We start from the raw sequence: 21,584 nt of genomic DNA, 5'->3' as shown, positions 1-21,584 counted from the left end.
GAAGCCCACCTGACATTTTGTTCAGAGTTTGCCTTCGTCTTCGAAGGTTTCCGTCCAGTCTTCGATCAGCTTGTCCAGTGCTTCCTTGGCGGTACCCTGATCGGCCACCACGTAGTCGTGGATGCGTTTCTGCATCGCCAGCAGCAGTTCGGCATAGGCCGGCTCCTGCCAGAAGTCCTGCACCGCGCCCATGGCTTCGATAAAGTCCCCGGCAAAGGGGGCGCTGTCTTTGAACGTCGGGCTTTCCAGCACGGCCTTATGCGCGGAATAGCCGCCCAAGTCCCACCATTTCTGCTGGACCGCCGGATCGGCAAACCATTTGATGTACTCAAGGGCTGCGTCCTGCTTGTCGGAATAGGCCACGACGGAGATGCCCTGACCGCCCAGCGTGGAGCCTGCCTGATTTTGCGGCGGGTTCACAAAGAAGTCGATCTTGTCACCGCCGGTGTTGGGGTCGGCGTAAAGGCCCGGAAAGAAGGCAAACCAGTTCATCGCCATCGCCACCTGACCGGATTTGAAGGCGTCGAGCGATTCACCCATATAGGAATTCGTATAGCCCGGCGGGGTCGCGGTTTCATAGAATTCCTTATAGAACTCAAGTGCCTCAACAGCTTCGGGCGAGTTTACAGCGCCTTCCATATCATAGGAGCCGGGGGTGTTTTCATATTTGAAGCCCCAGGGGTAAAGCGCGCCGGTCACACCCATGGTGATGCCTTCGGATCCCCGTTCCGTGAAGATCGCGGCGCCATAGACGGTCTGGCCGTCGATTTCGCGTTCCTGGAAGAATTGCGCGATTTCGAGCAGCTCTTTCTGGGTCTTGGGTTCCGCCAATTCGCGGCCCGTGGCCTCCTGGAAGGCCGCTTTGATGTCGTCACGCTCGAACCAGTCCTTGCGGTAGAACCAGCCGTTGGCGTCCCCCATCGCGGGCAGTGCGTAGTAGTTCGGCGTGCCCTTCGGCCATGTGGAATAGGCGTAGACCGTCGCGTCGGCGAAATCACCCATCGAAATGCCTTCGGCATCGAAGAAATCGTTGAGTTTTACGTAGTGACCATTTTCGGCGCCGCCGCCGATCCATTGGCTGTCACCGATCAAAAGATCGCAAAGCTTGCCGCCGGAGTTGAGTTCGTTGAGCATGCGGTCCGCAAAATTCGGCCACGGAATAAATTCAAAGCTCATTGTGTGCCCGGACTGGGCTTCAAATTCTTTGCTGAGTTCAACAAGCGCGTTTGCAGGGTCCCAAGCGGCCCAGCACAATGTCAGATCTTCGGCCTGAGCGGATGCGCCCATGCTCGCGACGACGAGGCTGAGGGCGCTGACCGAAGCCAGTTTTGAATGTTTCATGTGTTACCTCCCATAAGTCCTCTCCGACCGGTCCATGCCGATTCGATTTTAGGACATCCTCAGGCTAATTGAGGGGCGTACCTCATGTCGATGATTTTCTTGAGGGGCGTACCTCAAAAATATCTAACCAAATGATTTAAAGAGAAAAGTAGTTGCGAAGGTTCATGCCGGTTGGATCGGATTACTGATCTATTCTGCAACGCTGGCTTTGCTGCGTTGTCGTAAAACCCGCTCGCGCCAGATAATCATCAGGCCTCCGGCGGCGATCAGAAGCGCGCCCGGAAACAGAGCATCGAAGGGTGTTTCGTCAAAGAAGATCCACCCCAGAACAAAAGCCATCGGAATGCCGAAATAGCTGAACGGGGCGAGATTGCTTTGCTCTGTCATCCGGTACGAAACAACCAGAAAGAGCACCGCCGTGCCTCCAACCGCTCCCATTGCGACGATCCATGCCATGTCCGTGCTATTGGCAATTGGGGTGAATCCGCCCCAGAAAAGAGCGACGACAAATGCCCCTGCGAGCGAGGTGACAGAGGAGTAGAGGTTTACAAGCGGGCTGGGCACATCATCGTCGAAGAGCCGCGCGGTGACACCTACGAGAGCATAGAGGAAGGCCGCAATCAGCGGGAGCAGCGCGTCGGTTGAAAAGGCGTCGGAGCCGGGTTGCATCACGAGGATGACGCCCACGAAACCGATCATGACCGCCGCCCACCTGAGCGGCCCGACTTTTTCGCCGAGCAAGGGCACAGCCATGGCCGTCATGAACAGCGCATTCGCGTATGTGATGGTAGACGCTGTCGCAAACTCCAGCCGTCCCAGCGACAGGTAAAAGCTCAGCTGCGCCCCGGTGACGATGGCGCCGCGCGCCAGGGCAAGCCGCCATTGACGGATGCGCAATTTACGACCGGCGTTGTGCCAGGACCGCGAGGACCAGAGCGCAATAGTGGCGGGTACCAGGCCAAACAGGTTGCGCCAGGCAGAAAGTTCGGCGGCTGAGTAGCCAGCCGATAAATGTTTGATGATCAGCCCCATTGCGTCAAATAGGGCGAGGGCAATTAGGCTGAGCAGTATCGCCAGGCCGGTGCGATCTTTGGTGGGCATGAAGGTTCCAGTTTGCTCGGCTCACCCTACGCGCGAAATATGGGATGTCACGCAAATAGGTGTGATGGACGCGATGGTGCAAAAGGGATCTTTACAACGTTTCGTGAAATACGAGGGTCATTTCTGCGCTGCCATGCGTCTTGGTCTCAAACGAAAAGCGATGTTCGGTGTCTGAGGTTTTTCCGAAACGCGTCAGGTGTCAGGATCGACCCGGCCACGCAGGGCCTTGACGTCGCCACGGACCTTCTTGGCTTTGAGTCGGCGCTTTTTGGACCCCAGGGTCGGTTTGGTGGCGATGCGGCGTTTGGGCGGAACAAGCGCCTTGCGGATCAACTCGGCCAGCCGATCACGGGCGATTACCCGGTTGCGGGCCTGGCTGCGGGTTTCGTCGCATTGGATGACCAAAGCCCCCTCTGACGTCCACCGTCGGCCCGCCAGCCGTTTCAAACGGGTTTTCACCGGACCAGGCAAGGAAGGAGAACGGGCTGCTTCAAACCGCAATTCCACGGCGGAGGAGACCTTGTTCACGTTCTGCCCGCCGGGGCCGGAGGCGCGCATGAAGCTTTCGGTCAACTCCCAATCCTGAAGGCTGATGTCATTGTTGATCTGCAGCACACGCTTTCCCTACCCATTTGCCAGGCGACCGGACACGCTGACCGAATTGCCGGACGGATCCTTGGCATTGGCAAAAACATAGCCGTCTGCGTGATGCAAGCTTCCAAAAACCAGCCCTTTTGCGGCGCTGGCGTCACAAAAGGCAGGCACATCTGCCACGGTGAAGACCAGTTTGACTGCGGCCTGACCTTGGCGCGCGCCCTTCGCTGCGGGGTGCAGCAATAGAATTGTGCCGTTGTCTTTTGGGCGCAACTCCACGATTCTGTCGTTGATCAGATCGTGACGTGAATAGCCGAAATGATCGACGTAGAATGCCGCCATTGCGTCGATTTTCCTGGTGTAAAGGATGAGGCTTCCAAGTGTGGGCGTCATGATACACTCCGATCAGGGCAACGTAAAAGGGCCACACCCGGAAGTGTGGCCCAATCGAATGGTTTCAGGAGGGGGACCGGTTAGACCGATGTCCACTCAAGTGGTCTGCCCGTCAAGGGCTGCCTCAGCAGGCGACCTCCAAAGCTGTTCCGACACCTCGCTCCAATACCTTTCTTGACACTGGATCACCTCCTTTACCTATCTGTTGACGTTGAAAGAATCGTCGCACAGGTTTCGGAAATCACCAAGCTTTTTTTCGTTAATGCGCGGGGCTCAGCCGGGCGGTGATCACATGGAAGGGGATGAGCGCCAAGAGCGCGAGGCTCAATTTCACGCCCCAGTCGGCAACCGCCAGTGACACCCAAAGCGGTGCGGCAGGACCAAAGCCCAAGATAGGGAGCACTTCGCCCGCCCAGCTGACATCGTTGGTCGGCTCAAGAAACACCAGGCTGGCGGAAAAGGCGATGGTGAAAAACAGGGCGGTGTCGACCGTGCTGCCGATCAGGGTGGAGGCTAGCGGCGCGCGCCACCAGCGCCCTTCGCGCAGTGCGGAAAAGATTGCGACATCCAGCAATTGTGCGGTCAGAAACGCGATGCCGGAGCCCAGGGCGATGCGCAGCGTCACCAGCGGGCCAAACTCACCCATGATCTGCGTACCGATCAGCGAGCAAATCAACCCAACAACGAACCCCACCAGCACAACGCGGCGGGCGGCGGCGGCACCATAGACGCGGTTCATCACGTCGGTCACCAGGAAGGCAAGCGGATAGGTGAAAGCCCCCCAGGTCAGCCATTGGCCATAGAGGAATTGCACGAGAATGTTGGAGGCTACAACGATGGCAGCCATGGCAAGAATGCCGGGAAGGTGGGCGCGTGTCATTTGAATATCCGTTTTGGCAAGGGTGCGGCACTTGGTCTGACGGGGCCAGACGCGCGGTCTTTAGGCCCTATCGAACGCCAGCGCAAGTCATTCGTTCAACACGTATTCGATCAGATCGGTGGGCAGGAGGAACAGGAAGTTATCGTCGCTGACCATGGTGAGCCGGATGCTGCCGGTGCTGTCCACCCAGACCGCAAGCCCTTCGACATTGCCATGCTGCCGCAGCGGCGTCTGCAGGATGATTTCGATGTCTTCGATCCCGGCCTCCGTCACCGTCATGCGGCGCACCTGACTGCGGAACCCGTAAGGGGTGAAGTCCCGCTCCAGAAGGTAGAGTTTTCCGTCCGGACCGAAATCGCCGCCGACCGGTGCGAAATCCGGCGTAAGCGGCAAGGTAAACGGCTGATCCCACTTGCTTTGCGGCAGACGGCGATAGACCAGCGCCTCATAGGCACCCACGGCGACCTTCTCGGGAATGGTGTAGAGCGTGCCGCCTGCATCGACGGCAACCATTTCCATCCCGGCATTGTTGAAGAACGACCGCCAGGCCCGCGTATAAGACGGCCACTTGGCGTCGCTGTCCCAGGTGTCATAGCGCAGGATACGGTGAACATGCTCGAACGACACATTCAGGCGGCCCTGAGCATCTAGCGCCAGGCCCTCGGCATCGGTATGTGGGAATTCCCGTGTTTGTCCTTTGTCATCCACCAAAGGTTGGGCGTCTTCGATCTCAACGCCCGAAAGAACGCCATTTTCCCGTTTGAGAGTGCCGCGCAGGATGTAGCCGCGATCCGTGACGGCATAGAAGGCCTGCCCATCTGCCGTGACTTCGATCCCTGATAACCCGCCAAACCAATCGGCATCATGTGTCCAGTTCAGCGTCGCGCTGTGTTGGGCGAGTTGATCCGTCGCGGCAATCTCCGGGCCCGAAGGGGGCGGATGCAATGCCAGAACCGGGGCGACACCAAGGGCCGCGATGAAAGCTACTGCAAGACTGCGGCGCATTGAGCGGGCAAGTCCGCGAGCAGGATCTCACGCTTTGGCTTTGGTTTGGGGGCGTTGGGGTCGGGCGGCGGCGGGTTCAGGATGTTGTTCACCCAGGCCTGCGCATCTGCACATCCATCTCCGGGGGGCGGCGGGTTTTGATCTATACATCCCTGTGCCCCGTCGGGACAGGCCAGTCGCACATGGAAATGGTAGTGGTGTCCATACCAGGGTCTGATCTTGCGCAACCAGCTGCGGTCGCCCTTGGCGTCATTGCACATTTGCACCTTTGCGCCCGGGAAGATGAAAATCCGGGCCACGCGCGGGTCTGATGCGGCTGCCTTCAGGATTTCGTGATGTGCCGGTGTCCAGTTATCGTTCACGAAGGCCCCAGCATTCCGCCGCATGGAGATGGAGGAAATGCTTTCGCGCGCGCTTCTGCTCAGGGTCAGGTTATCCGCGGGGCGCAGCCAGATGTCGGCATCCAGACCGATCTGATGGCTGGCATGACCCGACAGCATGGGCCCACCGCGTGGTTGGCTCAGGTCGCCGACATAAAGACCATTCCACCCCGGTTGCCGTGCGGCCTTTGCGCTGAGTTTCTGGACATAGTCCACGGTTTCAGGATGCGCCCAGTTGCGGTTGCGGGACAGGCGCATGGCTTGCCAGGTGGGGCCGGTTTCAGGCAGACGCGCAGAGCCTGCCAGACACCCCTTTGAGTAGCTGCCAAATGCAGCAGAGGCTGCTGGGGAAGCGACTTCTTTAGCGCCAAACAGCTTTTTCGCGGGCTGGTTGGCCTGAGTGTGCCCGGAGGTGCCGATGGTTGGCAGGATGGCGGAGGCCTGTTGCTGCGATTGCGGTGTGCCATGGGAGCAGGCCGCGACACCTGTTGCAAGGACGGCGATGGTGACAAATCTGCGCAGGTTCATGTTTGGAAATCCCCTTTTGGCTTGACCCATGCTAACAGGATCAGCCCAAGAATAAACAGCCCTGCGACAGGTGTAATGCCCAAGCGCTGGCTGCCGCTGATATCACTAGCCAATGCGATGAGCGCAGGCGCTAAAAAAGATGTGGCTTTGCCGGAAAGTGCATAAAGACCAAAGGCTTCGGTCATCCGGTGCGGATCTGCCTGATGGGTCATCATATTACGCGATGAGGCTTGCAAAACACCGCCTGCTGCCCCGATCAGCGCACCCGCCACATAGAACATGATGTCTGGCAGCGAAGATCCCTCGGACAGGGTGACGCCCAGAACCGATGTTGGCGTCAGCGAGATGATCAGACCTGATGTCAGGATCAGCGCAACACAGCAGGTCACAATGACGGGTTTGGGACCGATGCGGCGGTCAATGCGCCCGCCGACCCAGCAGAAAAACGCGCCGCTGATGGCGGCGAGAATGCCGAATACGCCGATTTCCGTGATCGACCAGTTCAGCACCCCCAGCGCGTAGATGCCGCCAAAGGTGTAGAGCCCGTTGAGCGCGTCGCGATAGAACATCGATGAGCCGAGATAGGCGAGAAGCGAGGGGTGTTGCGGTAGGTTTTTCAACGTGCGCCAAAGGTCGCGTATGCCCGCACCCAGTTTGAATACCGTGGCGTTGGGGTCCACGCGGTCCCGCGTGTAGAGAAAGAAGGGGATCATGAAGACGGCAAACCAGAGGGCCGTGAGCGGCCCCACTATGCGGGTGTCTGCGCCGGTTTCGACATCGAGCCCGAAAAGCGGGGTCAGACCCGCAATCGTCCGCCCGGTGTCCCCCGCCTGAAACAGCGCCAGCATCAGGATCAGCGCGAGCACGCCACCCAGATAGCCAAAGGCCCAGCCCGAGCCGGAGATGCGTCCGCGCTCATTTGGGTCATCGTGCAATTCGGGCAGGTAGGAATTGGTGAAAATCGTGGTGAACTCCATGCCAATGAGGCCGATACCGAAGAAAAACAGCGCCCAGATGACGGAGAAATCGTCGGGCGCGGTCCACCACAGCCCGCCCGCGCCAACCACGTAGAGGGCAGAGAAAAACCAGACCCACGGTAAGCGTTTGCCAGAGCTGTCAGCGACCGCGCCGAGAATGGGGGCGAGGACCGCAATGCTGATCCCTGCCGCTGTCAGCCCATATCCCCAATAGGCCTGCGCCTGCGCTTTGGCCGCCGCCACATCCATACCTTCTGCGACCAGGGCTGCGGTCGCGGTCTGGGCAAAATACGGGCCAAAGATGAAGGTCAGTAACAGCGTGTTGTAGGGTTGGCTGGCCCAGTCAAAGAAGTACCACCCCCAGATGCGTTTGCGCGCGCTGATCATTGGCCTGCCTGTGTCGCTGCTCTCGGTGGCAGGTAGAGCAGGCTGGCGCGGATCAGGCAAGCAAAGCTTTGAGCGGCGTCAACCATGACCGGCCTGTTGGTCTTGCTTATTTTAGGTGGCTTGCTTACTTGAGGCAGACGCAAAGAGAGGTCCGCCGATGCAATCGCTGTTCGAAATCCTGATGCTGCTGCTGAACGTGCTGTGGTTCTTCATCATCGCCCATGTGATCATGAGCTGGTTGATCAATTTTCAGGTATTGAACACGCGGCAGCAGTTGGTGTCGCAGATCTGGTACGGGCTGAACCGTATCCTGGAGCCGATTTATGCGCCCGTTCGGCGGGTTCTGCCCAATATGGGGGGCATTGATCTGGCACCGCTTGCTGTTTTGTTGGGCGTTGCGATTCTGCGGATTGTCTTGGTGAACAACTACGGTCTGTTTCTCTGATTTCCAAAAGAAAACCGGCCAGAAACACGCACTGATGCGGCAGTTTTTCGATGGCAGGTCGGTTGGGGGCTTGTTCACGATTCCTTAGTGTGGGACTCTGCAAAAAAGAGCAGAACCGACGTAAGGAATTCGGATGTCAGGCGCGGCCAGGCTGTTACAGGATGTCTTTGGATTTGATGATTTTCGCCCCGGTCAGGTCGAGATTGTCGAGGCTGTTGCTGATGGCGAAAACGTGCTGGCCATCATGCCAACCGGTGGCGGTAAATCCCTTTGCTTTCAATTACCTGCCCTGATGCGGGATGGGGTGACGGTGGTAATCTCGCCCCTGATTGCCCTGATGCGCGATCAGGTTTGCGCGCTGCAGGAAGCTGGTGTCAGCGCGGGCGCCTTGACCTCGGGCAATACGCCGGAGGAAACGGACGCGGTATTTGAGGCGTTGGAGGCGGGTCGGCTCAAGCTTTTGTACATGGCGCCAGAGCGTTTGGCGGCGGGTGCAGCGGTTGGGTTGTTGCGCCGTGCGGGGGTGTCCCTGATCGCCGTGGATGAGGCGCATTGTGTGAGCCAATGGGGGCATGATTTCCGACCAGACTATCTGCGCATTGGTGCGCTGCGGCGTGATTTGAACGTCCCATTGGCGGCCTTTACCGCAACTGCGGACGCCGAAACGCAGGCAGAGATTGTCGAAAAGCTGTTCGACGGGGTGCCACCACGCGCTTTCCTGCGCGGGTTCGACCGACCCAACATTCATCTGGCCTTCGCCGCCAAGGATGGACCGCGGCGGCAAATTCTGGACTTTGCAGCAGCACGCAAAGGGCAATCGGGGATTGTCTACTGCGGCACACGTGCCAAGACGGAAAGTCTGGCGGTCGCTCTGCGCGAAGCGGGACATACCACACTGCATTACCACGGCGGTATGGAAGCCGAAGACCGCCGCATCGCCGAGACTCGATTTCAGCGCGAAGACGGGCTGATCGTGGTGGCCACGGTGGCTTTCGGCATGGGCGTCGATAAACCGGACATTCGCTGGGTCGCCCATGCGGACCTGCCCAAATCCATCGAAGCCTACTACCAGGAAATTGGGCGCGCAGGACGCGATGGCGCTCCGGCTGAAACGCTGACTTTGTTTGGCCCGGAAGATATTCGTTTGCGCCGGTCGCAGATCGACGAGGGGCTGGCATCGCCCGAACGACGTGCGGCCGATCACGGGCGGCTGAACGCGCTCTTGGGTTTGGCGGAAGCGTTGAAATGCCGACGTCGTACCCTGTTGCAATACTTTGACGAAACCGATGTGTCTTGTGGCAACTGCGATCTGTGCGACCGCCCTGCAGATGTGTTTGATGGTACTACGGCGGTGCGCAAAGCGTTGTCCGCCATTTTGCGCACGGATGAGTGGTTTGGCGCTGGGCATCTGATCGATATTCTCACCGGAAATGAGACGGATAAAGTGCGCCAGCGTGGTCACCAGACCTTGCCGACCTATGGCGTTGGCACAGAATACGACCGGCGGCAGTGGCAGGCGATTTTCCGTCAGATGATGGGGCATGATCTGGTGCGTCCAGACCCGGAACGCCATGGCGCGTTGCGGATGACGGACGCGGCGCTGCCACTTTTGCGGGATGAGACTTCGATCGAGTTGAGACGCGATAGCATTCGTGCCGCCGCCTCAACCCGGCGTCCGGCGGTCAAAGCCATGGTCTCAGAGGAAGATGCCCCGCTATTGTCTGCGCTCAAGGCCAAGCGTCGGGCCTTTGCCGAAGCGGCAAAAGCCCCCGCTTATGTGATTTTCAATGACCGCACGCTGATCGAAATGGCGGAAACGCGACCGCAATCCTTGGATGACATGGCGCGCATCGGCGGGGTCGGGGCAAAGAAATTGGAGCGCTATGGCGCGGCCTTTCTCGAAGTGATCGTCGGTGAGGCCCAGCAAATGCACCCGACCCGGCGAAAACTGGCGGGACGCGAAGCAGGTACCGTCTACGACCGGCTGCTGGCGGTGCAGGCGGATTTGACCCGCGGTGCGGATGGTGTCGAGAAACCATTGAGTTGTTCAGCCTCATTGCTGGCGAAGGTGGCACAGATGCGTAACGCCGACCCTTCTGCGCTGGAACGATTGCTGGGAGACAGGCGGGCGGAACGATTTGGCCCTGCTTTTCTGGACGTGCTGCGGGAGGCGAGCTAAGTCATCGCGCAAGGGCGCCGTGCGCAGGACAGGCAAGATGGGGGATTAGGTATGTTGGTGGTGATTTCGCCGGCCAAGCGGTTGGATTGGACAGAACGGGGCGTTCAGACAACCGAACCGGCTTTTCAGGAAGATGCGGTCAGACTGGCCAAAACCGCGCGCAATCTCACCTTGGGAAATCTGCGGCGTTTGATGGATTTGTCGGATGATCTTGCCCGGCTCAACCGCGATCGTTTTGCCGCTTTCGAAGATGCGCCTGAGACTGAGGTTACACGCCCGGCCGCACTGGCTTTTGCCGGAGACACGTATCAGGGGCTGCAGGCAGATAGTCTGGATGAGGACGATCTGGCCTGGGCGCAAGAGCATTTGCGGATTTTGTCGGGCCTTTACGGATTGCTGAAACCTCTGGACGCCATTCAACCGTATCGCCTGGAAATGGGCAGCCGGTTGAAGACGCGGCGAGGTAAGACCCTCTATGAGTATTGGCGCGACGGCTTGTCCAAGGCGCTGAACGCGCAGGCGAAAGTGGTCGATACCGATACGCTGGTCAATTGCGCCAGCCAGGAATATTTTGGCGCAGTGGCGCCAAGTGCGCTGAAACTGCGCGTCATCACGCCCGCCTTCATGGAAGACAAAGGGGATGGGAAGGGGCCAAAAACCGTCAGCTTTTTCGCAAAGAAAGCCCGCGGGGCCATGGCGCGCCACATTGTCCAAAACAGGCTGACCTCACCTGAGGCTTTGCAGGATTTTGACCATGAGGGATATCAGTATCGCGCAGATTTATCCGCGGTAGACAATCCTGTCTTTGTCAGACCTTATCCAACCGCTTGATCCGGCAGCTCCGGACGCGGATTGACCGCGTCCGCCGGGCAATAAGCCATGATGTGTGTGTGCATCTCTGCCTTGCGCACGGGCTTGGACATGTAATGATCGAGACCAACCGCGAGTATTTCTTTGCTGTCTCCCTGCATGGCGTGGGCGGTCAAGGCGATGATCGGTACATGATCGCCGGTGCCTTCTTCTGCTTTGCGAATGGTTTGCGTAGCCTCTTTGCCGTCCATTCGCGGCATTGAGATATCCATGAAGATGAGGTCCGGCACGAAAGATTTGTGGGCCTCCACAGCTTCCAGCCCGTCATTTGCAAACTTCAGATCAACGTCAAAGTCCTTGAGCATTTTGCGCAAGACGAGCTGGTTGGTTTTATTGTCTTCTGCCGCCAGGACCCGCATGCGCCGTGGCCCGGTTTGCGGCGATTCAGTCTCTTCAAGAGCGGGTTTTTCGGTGGCCGTCTTGACCACTTCAAGAGGGGGATCAGCCGCCTTGCCACGCTTATGGGAAAATGTCGGCACGTCCAGCTCGGGCAGTTGATCGGGGTTGTCTTCAGCCTCTTCCACTTCAGCTGAGGACAGCCATTGCAGTATTTCGCGACGTGGAAACGGGCGCGGCGCAATGGAATTGACGGCGTCTTTCCCCGGATCGGCCTGCGCATGCCCGACATTGGAACTGAGCAGGACCATCGGCATTTCGTGTCCCGCCTTGCGCGCGGTTTCGGCGAACTCCAACCCGTTCATATCAGGCATGATGTGGTCAACCAGAACGATATCCACGCTACGGTCCAGCAGGGCCAGCGCGCTGGCGGCATCCGGGCATGAGGTTACCTTCAATCCGAGCGCTTCGATCTGTTGGCTCAGAATGTGCAGGTTGGGTTCAAAATCATCGACCACCATCACATGCCGCAGCGATGGTGGCAGCGCCGGAGTGTCAGGCTTGACCTCCTCGGCACCTTCAAAGGTAACCTCAAAACCAAAGCACGAGCCCACACCCTCCTCTGAGGTCAGCCAGATTTTACCACCCATCATGTTGATCAGGTGTTTTGTGATCGACAGGCCAAGCCCGGTGCCATCGAACTGACGATTTCGTTCATTTTCCACCTGGTTGAACTGGCCAAAGACATGATCGATCATATCTTCCGGAATGCCGATGCCGGTGTCTTCCACGGTGACGCTGAGTGTATATTTCTTGCTCGTATCGTCCAGCGCACCCCGCACTTTCACGATGACATGGCCCTGCTGCGTGAACTTCACGGCATTGCCCATCAGGTTGGTCAGAATCTGCCGCAACCGGCCCGGATCACCGATGAAGCGCGAGGGCAGGAACATGTCATAGTCGAGCGCGAGCATGAGACCCTTATCGCGGGCCGAGGACTGCAGCAGCATGATGATTTCAAGGATCGATTGCTCAAGATCGAAAGGTTCCGGATGAAGCTGCAGACGTTCCGCTTCGATCTTGGAGTAGTCGAGTACGTCGTTGATGATGACCAACAGCGCCTCGCCCGAGTTCTTGATCGTGTCGACATAAAGCCGTTGTTCTTCGGTCAGGGGCGTGTCGACCAGCACATCCGCCATGCCGACAACGCCGTTCATCGGCGTCCGAATCTCGTGGCTCATATTGGCGAGGAATGCCGATTTCGCCCGGTTCGCAGCCTCCGCACTCTTGCGGGCGGCTTTCAGCTTCTTCTCATATTCAACGGTTTCGGTGATGTTGAGCCCCAGCGAGATGATGTCGCCATCCGGCCCCCGTTGGTCGATCATCTTGATGTATTCGCCGTTCCACAGGCGAATGACCACCGGTTCCGGTTCCGGGCTCTGCACCCGTTCGATCATGTTCTGGCGCCAGTCGGCGGGTTTCATATCGCCGATGTTGACGATGCCCTCATCCGTCAGCACCTGCAGGATAGTGACGTAGTTCACCCCTGGCTTGACCTCTTCAAGCTTGTCGAAAACAGCCAGATATGACCGGTTTGCCATGATCATTTCCAGACCCGGCGTGAAAAACGCAAAGCCGTCGTTGATGGTTTCGATCGAGTGCCACAGCCGTCGTTCGACCAGCTCGATCTTTTCATGCGCGGCGGAAAGGTCGGATTTGACGCGCTGGTTTTCATTTCGGACCGTGGCCACTTCGGCACGGGTTTCGACGATTTCATGCGAGAGCTGCTTGGCGTGTTCGCCAAGTTTTCTGTTGGCGGCAAAAAGCTCCGCCTGCTTGAGTTCAAGCAGGCGTTCTGCGGCCAATCTGCCACGCCGTTCTTCTGCCAATTTGTTGGCAAGACTCATCCGACCACCGGCATTTCCAATCCTTTTGCATAGATTGGCATGGGCAGGGTGAATATCTGTTTAACTCAGACGTCAGGGCAGGGCGGGCGTTGAGCCCGATGGTCAGCGGATCAGCGGCGGCCCTCACGCAACCACGCCGCGGTGATCAAAGCGGCGGACAACAAAAGGACAAGCCAGCCGGGCAAAAGACCGGTCTGACGCACATCGCGGGTTTCAAACGCATCGCGTGGGGTCAGGCCGATCCACCCGCGCCCGGCGGCAGGCCTGCCAACGCGGATATTGCGCAGGCGTGGCAGGCCTTCTTCGATGCGGACAACACCGCCACGCAGGTCTTCGAGCACTGGCGCCATGACATCCCCGGTCGCGATGGTCTCTTCGAACTCGCGCGGCGCAGCAGGCCCAAGTCCGATCACGGCGTTCTGATCACCGTTGGCCAGCCGATAAAGGCCGATTTCGGGTCCTTCAAAAATACCCTCAAAAACGCCGGGGCTGGTCTCTGTGAGCGACAATTCCGTCTCATTGCCCGAGGGGTCGGTGATCGTTAGCGGCGGTACGGTGTCTTCGAGCGTGCGGCGCTTGATCCGCATGGTCTGCCCTGTCGCTTCTGCAGTCAGCGATTCCTCTTCGAGCTCAGGCTCTTTCATCATCCAGTGCGCCAGCCTGCGCAGCAGTTCCAATTGCGGCCCACCGCCCTCATAGCCGCGATTCCACAGCCACGCGTGATCGGAGGCCAGCAGGGCGACGCGGCCTTGGTCCACCCGATCCAAGATAAGCAAGGGGCGTTCATTCACACCGGACATCACGACGTTGCCGCGCGCTTGCGCGATATCAATCTGGCGCAGCCAGCGCCCCCAGTCGCCATTGCCTGGCAGTTCGGTTGTGACCGGATGCCGCTTGCCCAAATCGGTAATGGCCGGCAGGTAGGGTTCATCGAGCACGCGCGCGGTAGGCGAAGCAGGCAGCACCGTGCCCAGCGGTGAGCGATAGATGCTATCGGCGCCGGCAAAATCGGCACCTGCCGCCACCAGAACAGCGCCGCCTTGCCGGATGTAATTGGCCACATTGTCAAGATAGAGCGCGGGCAGGATCCCACGTCGCTTATAGCGATCAAAGATGATCAGGTCGAAATCGTCGATCTTTTCCAAAAACAGTTCCCGCGTCGGGAAAGCGATGAGGCTGAGTTCGCTGACCGGGACGCCGTCCTGTTTTTCAGGGGGGCGCAGGATGGTGAAATGCACCAGATCAACCGAGCTGTCGGATTTCAGCAGATTGCGCCAGGTGCGTCCCCCGGGATGCGGCTCGCCACTGACCAGCAGCACGCGCAGGCGGTCGCGCACACCATTCATCTGGATGAGGGCAGTGTTGTTGCGATCGGTCAATTCGCCCGCTGCCACGGGCACGGTGAATTGGATCACGTTGCGCCCGCCGTGCGGCAAGGTCACAGGCAGTTCGATGTCCTGGCCCAGAGGCACCTCAAAGCGTTGCGGTGTGTCACCATCCACGGAGATTTCCAGCGGCGCCAGCCCGGTGCTTTCCGGTGCCGCGCCCATGTCCTCAATCCGCAGTGTCAGCGTAACCGGCTCGCCGATGATGGCAAAAGCGGGGGCGTTTCGAATGCTCAGGCGGCGGTCCCAATCGGTGGATTTTCCGGTCAGCAACAGATGCATCGGGGCGGGCAGATCAACCGGCAGATCGGCGTCATGAACCTGCCCATCGCTGAAGGCGAGAATTCCTGCGATCCGGGCACGGGGCTCTTCGGCCAGGGCGCTGGAAAGCTTTGTCATCAGCTGCGTGCCTGCGTCCCCTTCGCCATCGGGCACCATGATCCGGCGCACTTCGGTATTCGGGCGGGCGGCGATCTGTGCGGCGAGGCGATCTGCGGCGGATTTTGTCTGTTCCGGCCTGTCCGAGAGTGCCTGACTGGCGCTTTCGTCTTCCAGCAACATCACGATATCGGTCAGCGGTGCGCGATCTTCCTGCTGGTAAGAAGGGCCAGTCAACGCGCCGAGGATGACCATCGCGGCCAGCGCACGCAGTGCCCAGCCGTTGAGCCCCCGCACCGCGGCCAATATCACGCCAATGGTGGCAATGACGGCAACCGCCGCGACAAGGCTCCAAGGGATGAGCGGGTCAAATATGATGCTGCCGGTCATTGGCCCAACCTGTCGAGCAAGGCAGGCACATGTACCTGATCAGATTTGTAATTCCCGGTTAGCACATGCATCACCAGATTGACCCCGAAGCGGAAGGCAAGCTCACGTTGACGCTCGCCGGTAAAGCCGCGCCCGATGGGCACCAGGGGCGCGCCCGAGGCTGCGACCGCCCAGGCCGCCGCCCAGTCGTTGCCGCCGATGACCACCGGCGTCACACCGTCATTGAGGTTGCGGAAGGGCATGCCCTCCACCTGCTCCGCATCGGGCGGGGCGGCTTCGACCCAGAGGTCGCGGCTGGTGTGGCGACCGGGGAAATCCTGCAGCAGGTAGAAGGTGCGGGTCAGCACGTGATCCGATGGCAGCGGTTCCAACGGCGGAATGTCGAGCGGCGCTGCAAGGTCCTGCAGCTTGCGCCCGTTCGGGCTGGCCGCACCAAAGCGCGCGATATCGGCGTCGCGCGTGTCGAACAGGATCAACCCACCGGATCGCAGATAGGCGTTGAGCCTGGCATAGGCCTCTGACGAGGGGCGGGGCTGATCAGGGGTGATCGGCCAGTAGAGCACCGGGAAAAACGCAAGTTCATCGGTTTCCAGATCGACGCCGACGGGTTCGGCAGGCTCCACCGAGGTGCGGAAGAAAAGCGTGTCCGACAGTCCGCGCAGCCCCGCGTCCGACATATCATCCACGCGGGTGTTGCCGGTCATCACAAACGCCAGTGCCAGTTCTTCCGTGGCATTCAGGGCAAAGGCATCGGCATCGGTGGATTGGGCTTTGATAGGTTGCGGCAAACCGAGGGGCAAGAGAGCGACCAGAGCGACCGTTGCCGCCCGGTTCACCTTGCCCAGCAGCCGCCCCGACAAAGACAGCGATGCGACAACATCCGCCAGCAGCAACAGGATCGCAAGGCTCAGAAGCCACCCGGCAACAGGTTGCTCCGGCGGTACGGCAAAGCCTTTGATCGGGATGCGCGCGGGCCAACTGACCGGCATCAGAACGCTGTCCGCGGTGATGACGTTGCGGGCCAAACGCCGGTCGCCGGAGGCATAGATGCCAGGCTGCATATTGGGGCCGGGCGGTGCGTTTAGCAGATCCGGTCCCGGCACACCGGGCAGGTTACCTGCATCGCGCAGGGAACCGAAACCGTCCATGACCTGTTCCGGGGTCCAGGTGGTCCCTTCGAGCTGGCTGGCATCGGGTTGCGAGGCTGAGGTGGAGATCGCCAGCCGCTCCAGCATCTGCACGAAAAGACCCGACAGCGGCAGCGTTGACCAATCCGCGGTGGCGGTGATGTGAAAGAGCACGATTTGCCCCTGCTCGCGGGATTTGCGCGTGACCAGAGGGGTGCCGTCCGTGAGTTCCGCGATCACCCGTTCCGCCAGAGTTGGATCAGGCTGCGCCATCACCTGTGATGTGATTTGCACATCATCCGGAATGGCCAACCCAAAGAACGGGGAGGTTTCGCGGAACGGGGCCAGCACCTTGGGCGCGCCCCAGCTCATCGCACCACCCACGGTACGACCCCCGGTGCGCAGGCGCACGGGCATCATCGGGTCCTCGTCAATCCGGCTCACATCGCTGGCCGCCACACGCGGGCCCGCAAACCGCACCAGCATGCCGCCCTCGTCAACCCAGGCGCCAAGCCCTTCCGCTTCAGACGGCGAGAGGGTTGCGATATCTGCCAGAATAATCACATCCGGATTGGCGGGCAGGATGTCGGTGATCGATCCGCGGATCAGATCGGCATTTGGCGCAAGCGCCTGTTCGATGTAGTGCAGTGGCGACAGCAGCTGCAATCCCTCGCGGCTTTCGCGTCCGGCGATCAGCCCAACCTCACGGCGGCGTAATCCGTCATCGGCGAGCGTGGTGGCGCCCGCGGACCGCTGGCCTTGCAGGTCAAAACGTGTGATCCGCGCGCGCAATTCCGAGGGTAGCGAGAGCGCGGTATCCGCGCTTGTCGCGTCCTCTTCGAAGACCGCAGTGGCAGTGGCGAGAATACTGGCATTGCCTGCGGGATCACGTCCCTGGGCCTGCACGATGACTTCGCGTTCCGGCCCGCCTGCCGCGCGTTCTGCGGTGATCTGAACCGCGCCGTCCTCGAACCCGGCAGGCCGCAGTGCGAGCACGTTTGCGGCGGTCTGATAAACCTCCACCGCGCCCTTGGCTTCAAATGCGGCGAGCACATCTTCGCGCCCGGGATAATCGAGACCATCGCTGAACCAAAGGGTGTCAAACCCGTCCAGTGTCTCCGCGAAGGATACTGCTTGCGCGGATCGCGCCGCATCCGGCTGCCAGGGGGCTGGCCTGAACCCCGGTAACCTGCTGCGCCAGGCATCAGCGGTTTGGAAAACAGGCTCTTGCGGGCGTGCCATATCCAGGAAGGCAACGGTGCGGCCTGCGCGGCTGGCACGGGTCAGCTGTGCCGCAATCGCGTCTTCCTGCTCTGACCATCTGGTCGCACCGGCCCAGCTGCCATCCAGCACGATCAGCAACGGGCCACTGCCCTGCGCCTGACCTTCATTGGGGTTCAGGACAGGACCGGCGAGGCCGAGAATGATCGCCGCCACCGCCAACATGCGCAGTAACAAGAGCCACCAGGGCGTGCGATCAGAAACGCTTTCGTCATCCTGGAGGCCCAGAAGCAGGGCAACGCCGGGAAAGCGCCTGCGGATCGGGGCGGGGGGTACGGCGCGCAGAATCAGCCACAGGATCGGCAGCGCCAGCAACGCCATCAGCAACCAGGGGGCGGTGAACCCGATGCCGCCCAGAACGGTCATCGCACACCTCCGGTATCAAGCGCGCGGTAGAGCCACAGCAGGGCCGATTGCGCCGAGGCATCGGTGTGGTGCAGCCCGTATTGCCACCCGGTCACTGTGCAGATCTTTTGCAATTCCTCTTTGCGCTCCGCAAGTCGCGCGAGATAGCGGGTTTTGAGTTCGTTGGCCTTGAGCGTCTCATGCCGAAGGCTGCCGCCGACGCTTTCAAAAATGGTGCGTCCGCGGAACGGAAATACCTCTTCGGAGGGATCGAGTACATGCATCAGAACGCCGCGCACACCGCGATCTGCGGCCTTTGTCAGCGCCAGCTTGACCTCTTCGATGTCCCCCATGAAATCCGAGATGAACAGCGCGCGGGCAGAGGGGATCATCGCCCGGTGTTCGGGGGGCGCGTAGTCCTCCGCGGCATCTGTGGTGAAACTTTCGGCCAGCCTGAGAACCTGGGCATTGCCGCGCCGGGGGGGCAATGTCGTGCCCGTCAGTCCCACACGTTCGCCGCCGCGCACCAGCAGGATTGCCACGGCGAGCCCAAGCAGGCGCGCGCGGTCGGCCTTATGCGGCAAGGCATCGTCGCTGGAAAACCGCATCGATGCCCCCTGATCGACCCAGAGCATCACTGATTGCGCAATCTGCCATTCGCGTTCACGTACGAATTCCTGATCTCCGCGCGCGGAACGGCGGTGATCGATCAGACGGCGGCTGTCACCTACTTGCGCAGGCCGATATTGCCAGAAATCGTCCCCCAATCCGGCGCGGCGGCGACCATGGTCGCCCAACAGCACCGCACCCGCGAGATGTTCGGCGCGCGCTAACAGCGCGGGCAGCGAGGCCGCCTGCTCTTCGGCCTTTGCCCGAAGCGCTGTAGGCTGGGAGGACATTTGGAGAGGGGCGGGTGAGGTCACGCGGCGGCCTTCGCTCCAGCAAGATCGGCAGCGGTGGACTCAATGAGCCCCGCAAGGCTATCGCCCCGCGCCCGCGCCGCAAAGTTGAGCGCCATTCGGTGGCTCAGAACCGGGCGTGCCATATCGAGAACGTCCTCAGCCGAGGGGGCAAGCCGCCCTTCCAGTAGCGCCCGCGCCCGCACGGTCAGCATCAGCGCTTGCGCCGCGCGTGGACCAGGGCCCCAGGCGACGGTTTCGCGCACTTGCTGCGATGCGCCTTCCTCTTCGGGGCGGAAGGCACGCACGAGGTCAAGGATCATTTCCACAACACTGTCGCCCACCGGCATGCGGCGCAGCAACTGCTGTGCGGCGATCAGTTCGGCAGCGGTAAAGACTTCTGTCGACGCGGCCTCTGACTCACCCGTCGTGGCCAGTAGAATATCCCGTTCTGTGTCACGGTCCGGATAGGCCACATCGATCTGGACAAGAAAGCGGTCAAGCTGCGCTTCGGGCAGCGGGTAGGTGCCTTCCTGCTCAATCGGGTTTTGCGTTGCGAGCACGTGAAACGGCATGCCTAGACTGCGGTTTTCACCCGCAACGGTCACTGTTTTCTCCTGCATCGCCTGCAACAGTGCCGATTGCGTCCGCGGGCTGGCGCGGTTGATTTCATCCGCCATCAGCAACTGGCAGAAAATCGGGCCCTGAATGAAGCGAAAGGCGCGGCTGCCGTCTGCTGCGGTATCAAGCACCTCCGAGCCCAGAATGTCGGCCGGCATCAGATCGGGCGTGAACTGAATGCGGTTGCCATGCAGCCCCATGACCGTGGAAAGCGTCTCAACCAGCCGGGTTTTACCCAGTCCGGGCAACCCGATCAACAGCCCGTGGCCACCGCACAGCAGAGCCGTGAGCGTCAGCTCCACGACGCGCTCCTGACCAATGAACCGCTTGGTGATCGATGTGCGCGCTTCGGCAAGCTTGTCTTCCAGCGCCTCGATTTCCGCGACCAGGTCTTCTGCTTCACTCATGACAACGTGCTCCGATGGATTATATGCTTGATGTAACTCTAACGTGCGCATGGGAAATGGCAAAAGCAATGAGTGGACAAAAAACCGTGACACCGTCGGCAGAAAGTCTTGCTGCATCATTAACTGCTGCAAAAACACGCGGATTGCCGCCCGTGCACCTTTGGAATCCGCCTTTTTGCGGTGATCTGGACATGCGCATCGCCCGGGATGGCACGTGGTTTTACCAAGGCACGCCAATTGGGCGGCCCGGTTTGGTTAAATTATTTTCATCGATTCTCAAGAAAGAGGGCGAGAAGTACTTCCTTGTCACCCCGGTTGAGAAGGTTGGCATTACCGTAGACGACGCCCCCTTTGTCGCCGTGGACTTCGAGGCGGCGGGCGAGGGTGTCGACCAGATCCTGACATTCACGACCCAGGTGGGCGACAGTGCCACTGCCAGTGCCGATCTGCCAATCCGCGTGGTGCGCGATGCGGATACCGGTGAGCCATCGCCCTATGTACTGGTGCGTGCAAACCTCGAAGCGCTGATCGACAGAAAGAGTTTCTACCGTCTGGTGGATTTGGGCCAGCATCACGATGGCTGGTTTGGCATCTGGTCCAAGGGGAGTTTTTTCCAAATCATCCCAAGCGCAGAGCTGCCATAAAGGGCAGCGCACAGCCCTTGTGCGGTGACGTGGCTTTGCCCTGTCCGAAAGGGGATTACTATCTGTGGGTGACTCACGAAAGGGATAGATCATGAGCAAGGGAACAGCGGTGATTGTTGGCGCGGGCAGCGGGGTGTCGGCATCTCTGGCGCGCCAGTTGGCGGCAAAGGGATATGATTTGGTGCTGGGCGCGCGGAATACGGCCAAGCTTTCTGATCTCGCAGCAGAAACCAATGCAAAGACCGTATCGCTTGATGGCAGCGATCCAGCCCAGATGGCGGCTGTTTTCGAGGCTTTGCCAAGCGACTTGCGGGTCGCCATCTACAATCCATCAGCGCGGGTGCGGGGCAGTGTGACCGAACTGGACCCGGAGGCGGTGCGCAACGCCATGCAGGTAACGGCCTTCGGGGCGTTCCTGTTGGGTCAGCAAGCGGCCATCCGGATGGCGCAGAACGCAGGCGAGACCAAGGGCACAATTCTCTTCACGGGCGCCTCGGCAGGGGTCAAGGGCTTTGCCAACTCCGCGCCCTTTGCCATGGGAAAGTTCGCACAACGCGGGTTGGCGCAATCCATGGCACGGGAATTGCATCCGCAGGGCATTCACGTCGCCTGGGTCAATATCGATGGCGCAATTGCCACTCCCGGGCGGGAAAACGATGGATCGGATCGGATGCTGGACCCCGAAGCGCTTGCCGTGGCCTATCTGCAACTGATCGATCAGCACCGCTCGGCCTGGAGCAGTGAAATTACACTGCGCCCTTGGGTGGAAAGCTTCTGAGCCTTA

18 protein-coding genes are annotated in these 21,584 nt (G+C 60.1%); 5 read left to right on the top strand and 13 right to left on the bottom strand.

Annotated elements, in window-relative coordinates; all coding sequences use genetic code 11:
- Positions 1-21: 21 nt before the first annotated feature.
- The 8 genes from Q1A20_RS04400 to Q1A20_RS04365 all read right to left on the bottom strand — a co-directional run bounded on the left by Q1A20_RS04400 (position 22) and on the right by Q1A20_RS04365 (position 7,646).
- Complete coding sequence (locus Q1A20_RS04400; RefSeq protein WP_298968984.1) at positions 22-1,341, bottom strand: extracellular solute-binding protein; 1,320 nt, start codon at positions 1,339-1,341, stop codon at positions 22-24.
- 189 nt (positions 1,342-1,530) lie between these two features.
- Positions 1,531-2,442, bottom strand: a complete 912-nt coding sequence (locus Q1A20_RS04395) for a DMT family transporter (protein WP_299401654.1) — start codon at positions 2,440-2,442, stop codon at positions 1,531-1,533.
- 192 nt (positions 2,443-2,634) lie between these two features.
- A complete protein-coding gene (arfB, locus tag Q1A20_RS04390; protein ID WP_298968987.1) occupies positions 2,635-3,057 on the bottom strand; it encodes an alternative ribosome rescue aminoacyl-tRNA hydrolase ArfB in 423 nt (140 codons plus the stop codon).
- 9 nt (positions 3,058-3,066) lie between these two features.
- Positions 3,067-3,429, bottom strand: a complete 363-nt coding sequence (locus Q1A20_RS04385) for a VOC family protein (RefSeq protein WP_299401656.1) — start codon at positions 3,427-3,429, stop codon at positions 3,067-3,069.
- A gap of 259 nt (positions 3,430-3,688) precedes the next feature.
- Positions 3,689-4,309: a queuosine precursor transporter gene (locus Q1A20_RS04380; RefSeq protein WP_299401659.1), complete on the bottom strand. Its 621-nt coding sequence runs from the start codon at positions 4,307-4,309 to the stop codon at positions 3,689-3,691.
- Positions 4,310-4,396: 87 nt separating this feature from the next.
- Positions 4,397-5,314 carry an esterase-like activity of phytase family protein gene (locus Q1A20_RS04375; RefSeq protein WP_299401662.1) on the bottom strand — a complete coding sequence of 306 codons (918 nt, stop codon included), beginning with the start codon at positions 5,312-5,314 and terminating at the stop codon, positions 4,397-4,399.
- Positions 5,293-6,222: a penicillin-insensitive murein endopeptidase gene (mepA, locus tag Q1A20_RS04370; RefSeq protein ID WP_299401664.1), complete on the bottom strand. Its 930-nt coding sequence runs from the start codon at positions 6,220-6,222 to the stop codon at positions 5,293-5,295. The genes Q1A20_RS04375 and mepA overlap by 22 nt, the downstream gene beginning before the upstream one ends.
- Positions 6,219-7,646 carry an MFS transporter gene (locus Q1A20_RS04365; RefSeq protein WP_299401667.1) on the bottom strand — a complete coding sequence of 476 codons (1,428 nt, stop codon included), beginning with the start codon at positions 7,644-7,646 and terminating at the stop codon, positions 6,219-6,221. Before Q1A20_RS04365 ends, mepA begins: the two co-directional genes overlap by 4 nt.
- 97 nt (positions 7,647-7,743) lie before the next feature.
- On the opposite strand from Q1A20_RS04365, the gene Q1A20_RS04360 reads away from it, so the two are divergent.
- The 3 genes from Q1A20_RS04360 (at position 7,744) to yaaA (ending at position 11,041) form a co-directional block, all read left to right on the top strand.
- Positions 7,744-8,031: a YggT family protein gene (locus Q1A20_RS04360; protein WP_299401669.1), complete on the top strand. Its 288-nt coding sequence runs from the start codon at positions 7,744-7,746 to the stop codon at positions 8,029-8,031.
- A gap of 133 nt (positions 8,032-8,164) precedes the next feature.
- On the top strand, positions 8,165-10,210 hold the full coding sequence (gene recQ, locus Q1A20_RS04355; protein ID WP_299916107.1) for a DNA helicase RecQ: 2,046 nt from the start codon (positions 8,165-8,167) through the stop codon (positions 10,208-10,210).
- Positions 10,211-10,261: 51 nt separating this feature from the next.
- Positions 10,262-11,041, top strand: coding sequence for a peroxide stress protein YaaA (yaaA, locus tag Q1A20_RS04350; protein WP_299401674.1), 780 nt, complete (start codon positions 10,262-10,264; stop codon positions 11,039-11,041).
- Here yaaA and Q1A20_RS04345 read toward each other — a convergent pair.
- The 5 genes from Q1A20_RS04345 to Q1A20_RS04325 all read right to left on the bottom strand — a co-directional run bounded on the left by Q1A20_RS04345 (position 11,026) and on the right by Q1A20_RS04325 (position 20,156).
- On the bottom strand, positions 11,026-13,323 hold the full coding sequence (locus Q1A20_RS04345) for a response regulator (RefSeq protein WP_299916106.1): 2,298 nt from the start codon (positions 13,321-13,323) through the stop codon (positions 11,026-11,028). The genes yaaA and Q1A20_RS04345 overlap by 16 nt on opposite strands.
- A 110-nt stretch (positions 13,324-13,433) precedes the next feature.
- Positions 13,434-15,476, bottom strand: coding sequence for a hypothetical protein (locus Q1A20_RS04340; RefSeq protein WP_299916104.1), 2,043 nt, complete (start codon positions 15,474-15,476; stop codon positions 13,434-13,436).
- Positions 15,473-18,250 (bottom strand): DUF4159 domain-containing protein, encoded by a 2,778-nt coding sequence (locus Q1A20_RS04335; RefSeq protein ID WP_299916102.1) that lies wholly within the window; start codon positions 18,248-18,250, stop codon positions 15,473-15,475. Before Q1A20_RS04335 ends, Q1A20_RS04340 begins: the two co-directional genes overlap by 4 nt.
- On the bottom strand, positions 18,247-19,128 hold the full coding sequence (locus Q1A20_RS04330) for a DUF58 domain-containing protein (protein ID WP_299401685.1): 882 nt from the start codon (positions 19,126-19,128) through the stop codon (positions 18,247-18,249). The genes Q1A20_RS04335 and Q1A20_RS04330 overlap by 4 nt, the downstream gene beginning before the upstream one ends.
- 20 nt (positions 19,129-19,148) lie before the next feature.
- Positions 19,149-20,156 (bottom strand): MoxR family ATPase, encoded by a 1,008-nt coding sequence (locus Q1A20_RS04325; protein WP_298969011.1) that lies wholly within the window; start codon positions 20,154-20,156, stop codon positions 19,149-19,151.
- Between the two features lie 68 nt (positions 20,157-20,224).
- Here Q1A20_RS04325 and Q1A20_RS04320 point away from each other — a divergent pair, with 68 nt between their 5' ends.
- Both Q1A20_RS04320 and Q1A20_RS04315 read left to right on the top strand, forming a co-directional pair.
- Positions 20,225-20,800, top strand: a complete 576-nt coding sequence (locus Q1A20_RS04320) for a DUF1285 domain-containing protein (protein ID WP_299916099.1) — start codon at positions 20,225-20,227, stop codon at positions 20,798-20,800.
- Between the two features lie 91 nt (positions 20,801-20,891).
- Positions 20,892-21,578, top strand: a complete 687-nt coding sequence (locus Q1A20_RS04315; protein ID WP_299401690.1) for an SDR family NAD(P)-dependent oxidoreductase — start codon at positions 20,892-20,894, stop codon at positions 21,576-21,578.
- Positions 21,579-21,584: the final 6 nt, after the last annotated feature.

Source organism: uncultured Roseobacter sp. (assembly GCF_947501835.1).
Classification (GTDB): domain Bacteria; phylum Pseudomonadota; class Alphaproteobacteria; order Rhodobacterales; family Rhodobacteraceae; genus Roseobacter.
The sequence above is the reverse complement of the archived record's forward strand: the minus strand, read 5'-3'. Positions and strand labels throughout refer to the sequence as shown.

Excerpts from the sequence above, each read along its gene's own strand:
- Q1A20_RS04345 (WP_299916106.1), bottom strand. The coding sequence starts at position 13,323 with ATGAGTCTTGCCAACAAATTGGCAGAAGAACGGCGTGGCAGATTGGCC.
- Q1A20_RS04360 (WP_299401669.1), top strand. The coding sequence starts at position 7,744 with ATGCAATCGCTGTTCGAAATCCTGATGCTGCTGCTGAACGTGCTGTGG.
- yaaA (WP_299401674.1), top strand. The coding sequence starts at position 10,262 with ATGTTGGTGGTGATTTCGCCGGCCAAGCGGTTGGATTGGACAGAACGG.
- Q1A20_RS04315 (WP_299401690.1), top strand. The coding sequence starts at position 20,892 with ATGAGCAAGGGAACAGCGGTGATTGTTGGCGCGGGCAGCGGGGTGTCG.
- Q1A20_RS04340 (WP_299916104.1), bottom strand. The coding sequence starts at position 15,476 with ATGACCGGCAGCATCATATTTGACCCGCTCATCCCTTGGAGCCTTGTC.
- Q1A20_RS04400 (WP_298968984.1), bottom strand. The coding sequence starts at position 1,341 with ATGAAACATTCAAAACTGGCTTCGGTCAGCGCCCTCAGCCTCGTCGTC.
- Q1A20_RS04395 (WP_299401654.1), bottom strand. The coding sequence starts at position 2,442 with ATGCCCACCAAAGATCGCACCGGCCTGGCGATACTGCTCAGCCTAATT.
- Q1A20_RS04380 (WP_299401659.1), bottom strand. The coding sequence starts at position 4,309 with ATGACACGCGCCCACCTTCCCGGCATTCTTGCCATGGCTGCCATCGTT.
- Q1A20_RS04385 (WP_299401656.1), bottom strand. The coding sequence starts at position 3,429 with ATGACGCCCACACTTGGAAGCCTCATCCTTTACACCAGGAAAATCGAC.
- Q1A20_RS04375 (WP_299401662.1), bottom strand. The coding sequence starts at position 5,314 with ATGCGCCGCAGTCTTGCAGTAGCTTTCATCGCGGCCCTTGGTGTCGCC.
- Q1A20_RS04335 (WP_299916102.1), bottom strand. The coding sequence starts at position 18,250 with ATGACCGTTCTGGGCGGCATCGGGTTCACCGCCCCCTGGTTGCTGATG.
- mepA (WP_299401664.1), bottom strand. The coding sequence starts at position 6,222 with ATGAACCTGCGCAGATTTGTCACCATCGCCGTCCTTGCAACAGGTGTC.
- recQ (WP_299916107.1), top strand. The coding sequence starts at position 8,165 with ATGTCAGGCGCGGCCAGGCTGTTACAGGATGTCTTTGGATTTGATGAT.
- Q1A20_RS04320 (WP_299916099.1), top strand. The coding sequence starts at position 20,225 with ATGAGTGGACAAAAAACCGTGACACCGTCGGCAGAAAGTCTTGCTGCA.
- Q1A20_RS04325 (WP_298969011.1), bottom strand. The coding sequence starts at position 20,156 with ATGAGTGAAGCAGAAGACCTGGTCGCGGAAATCGAGGCGCTGGAAGAC.
- Q1A20_RS04330 (WP_299401685.1), bottom strand. The coding sequence starts at position 19,128 with ATGTCCTCCCAGCCTACAGCGCTTCGGGCAAAGGCCGAAGAGCAGGCG.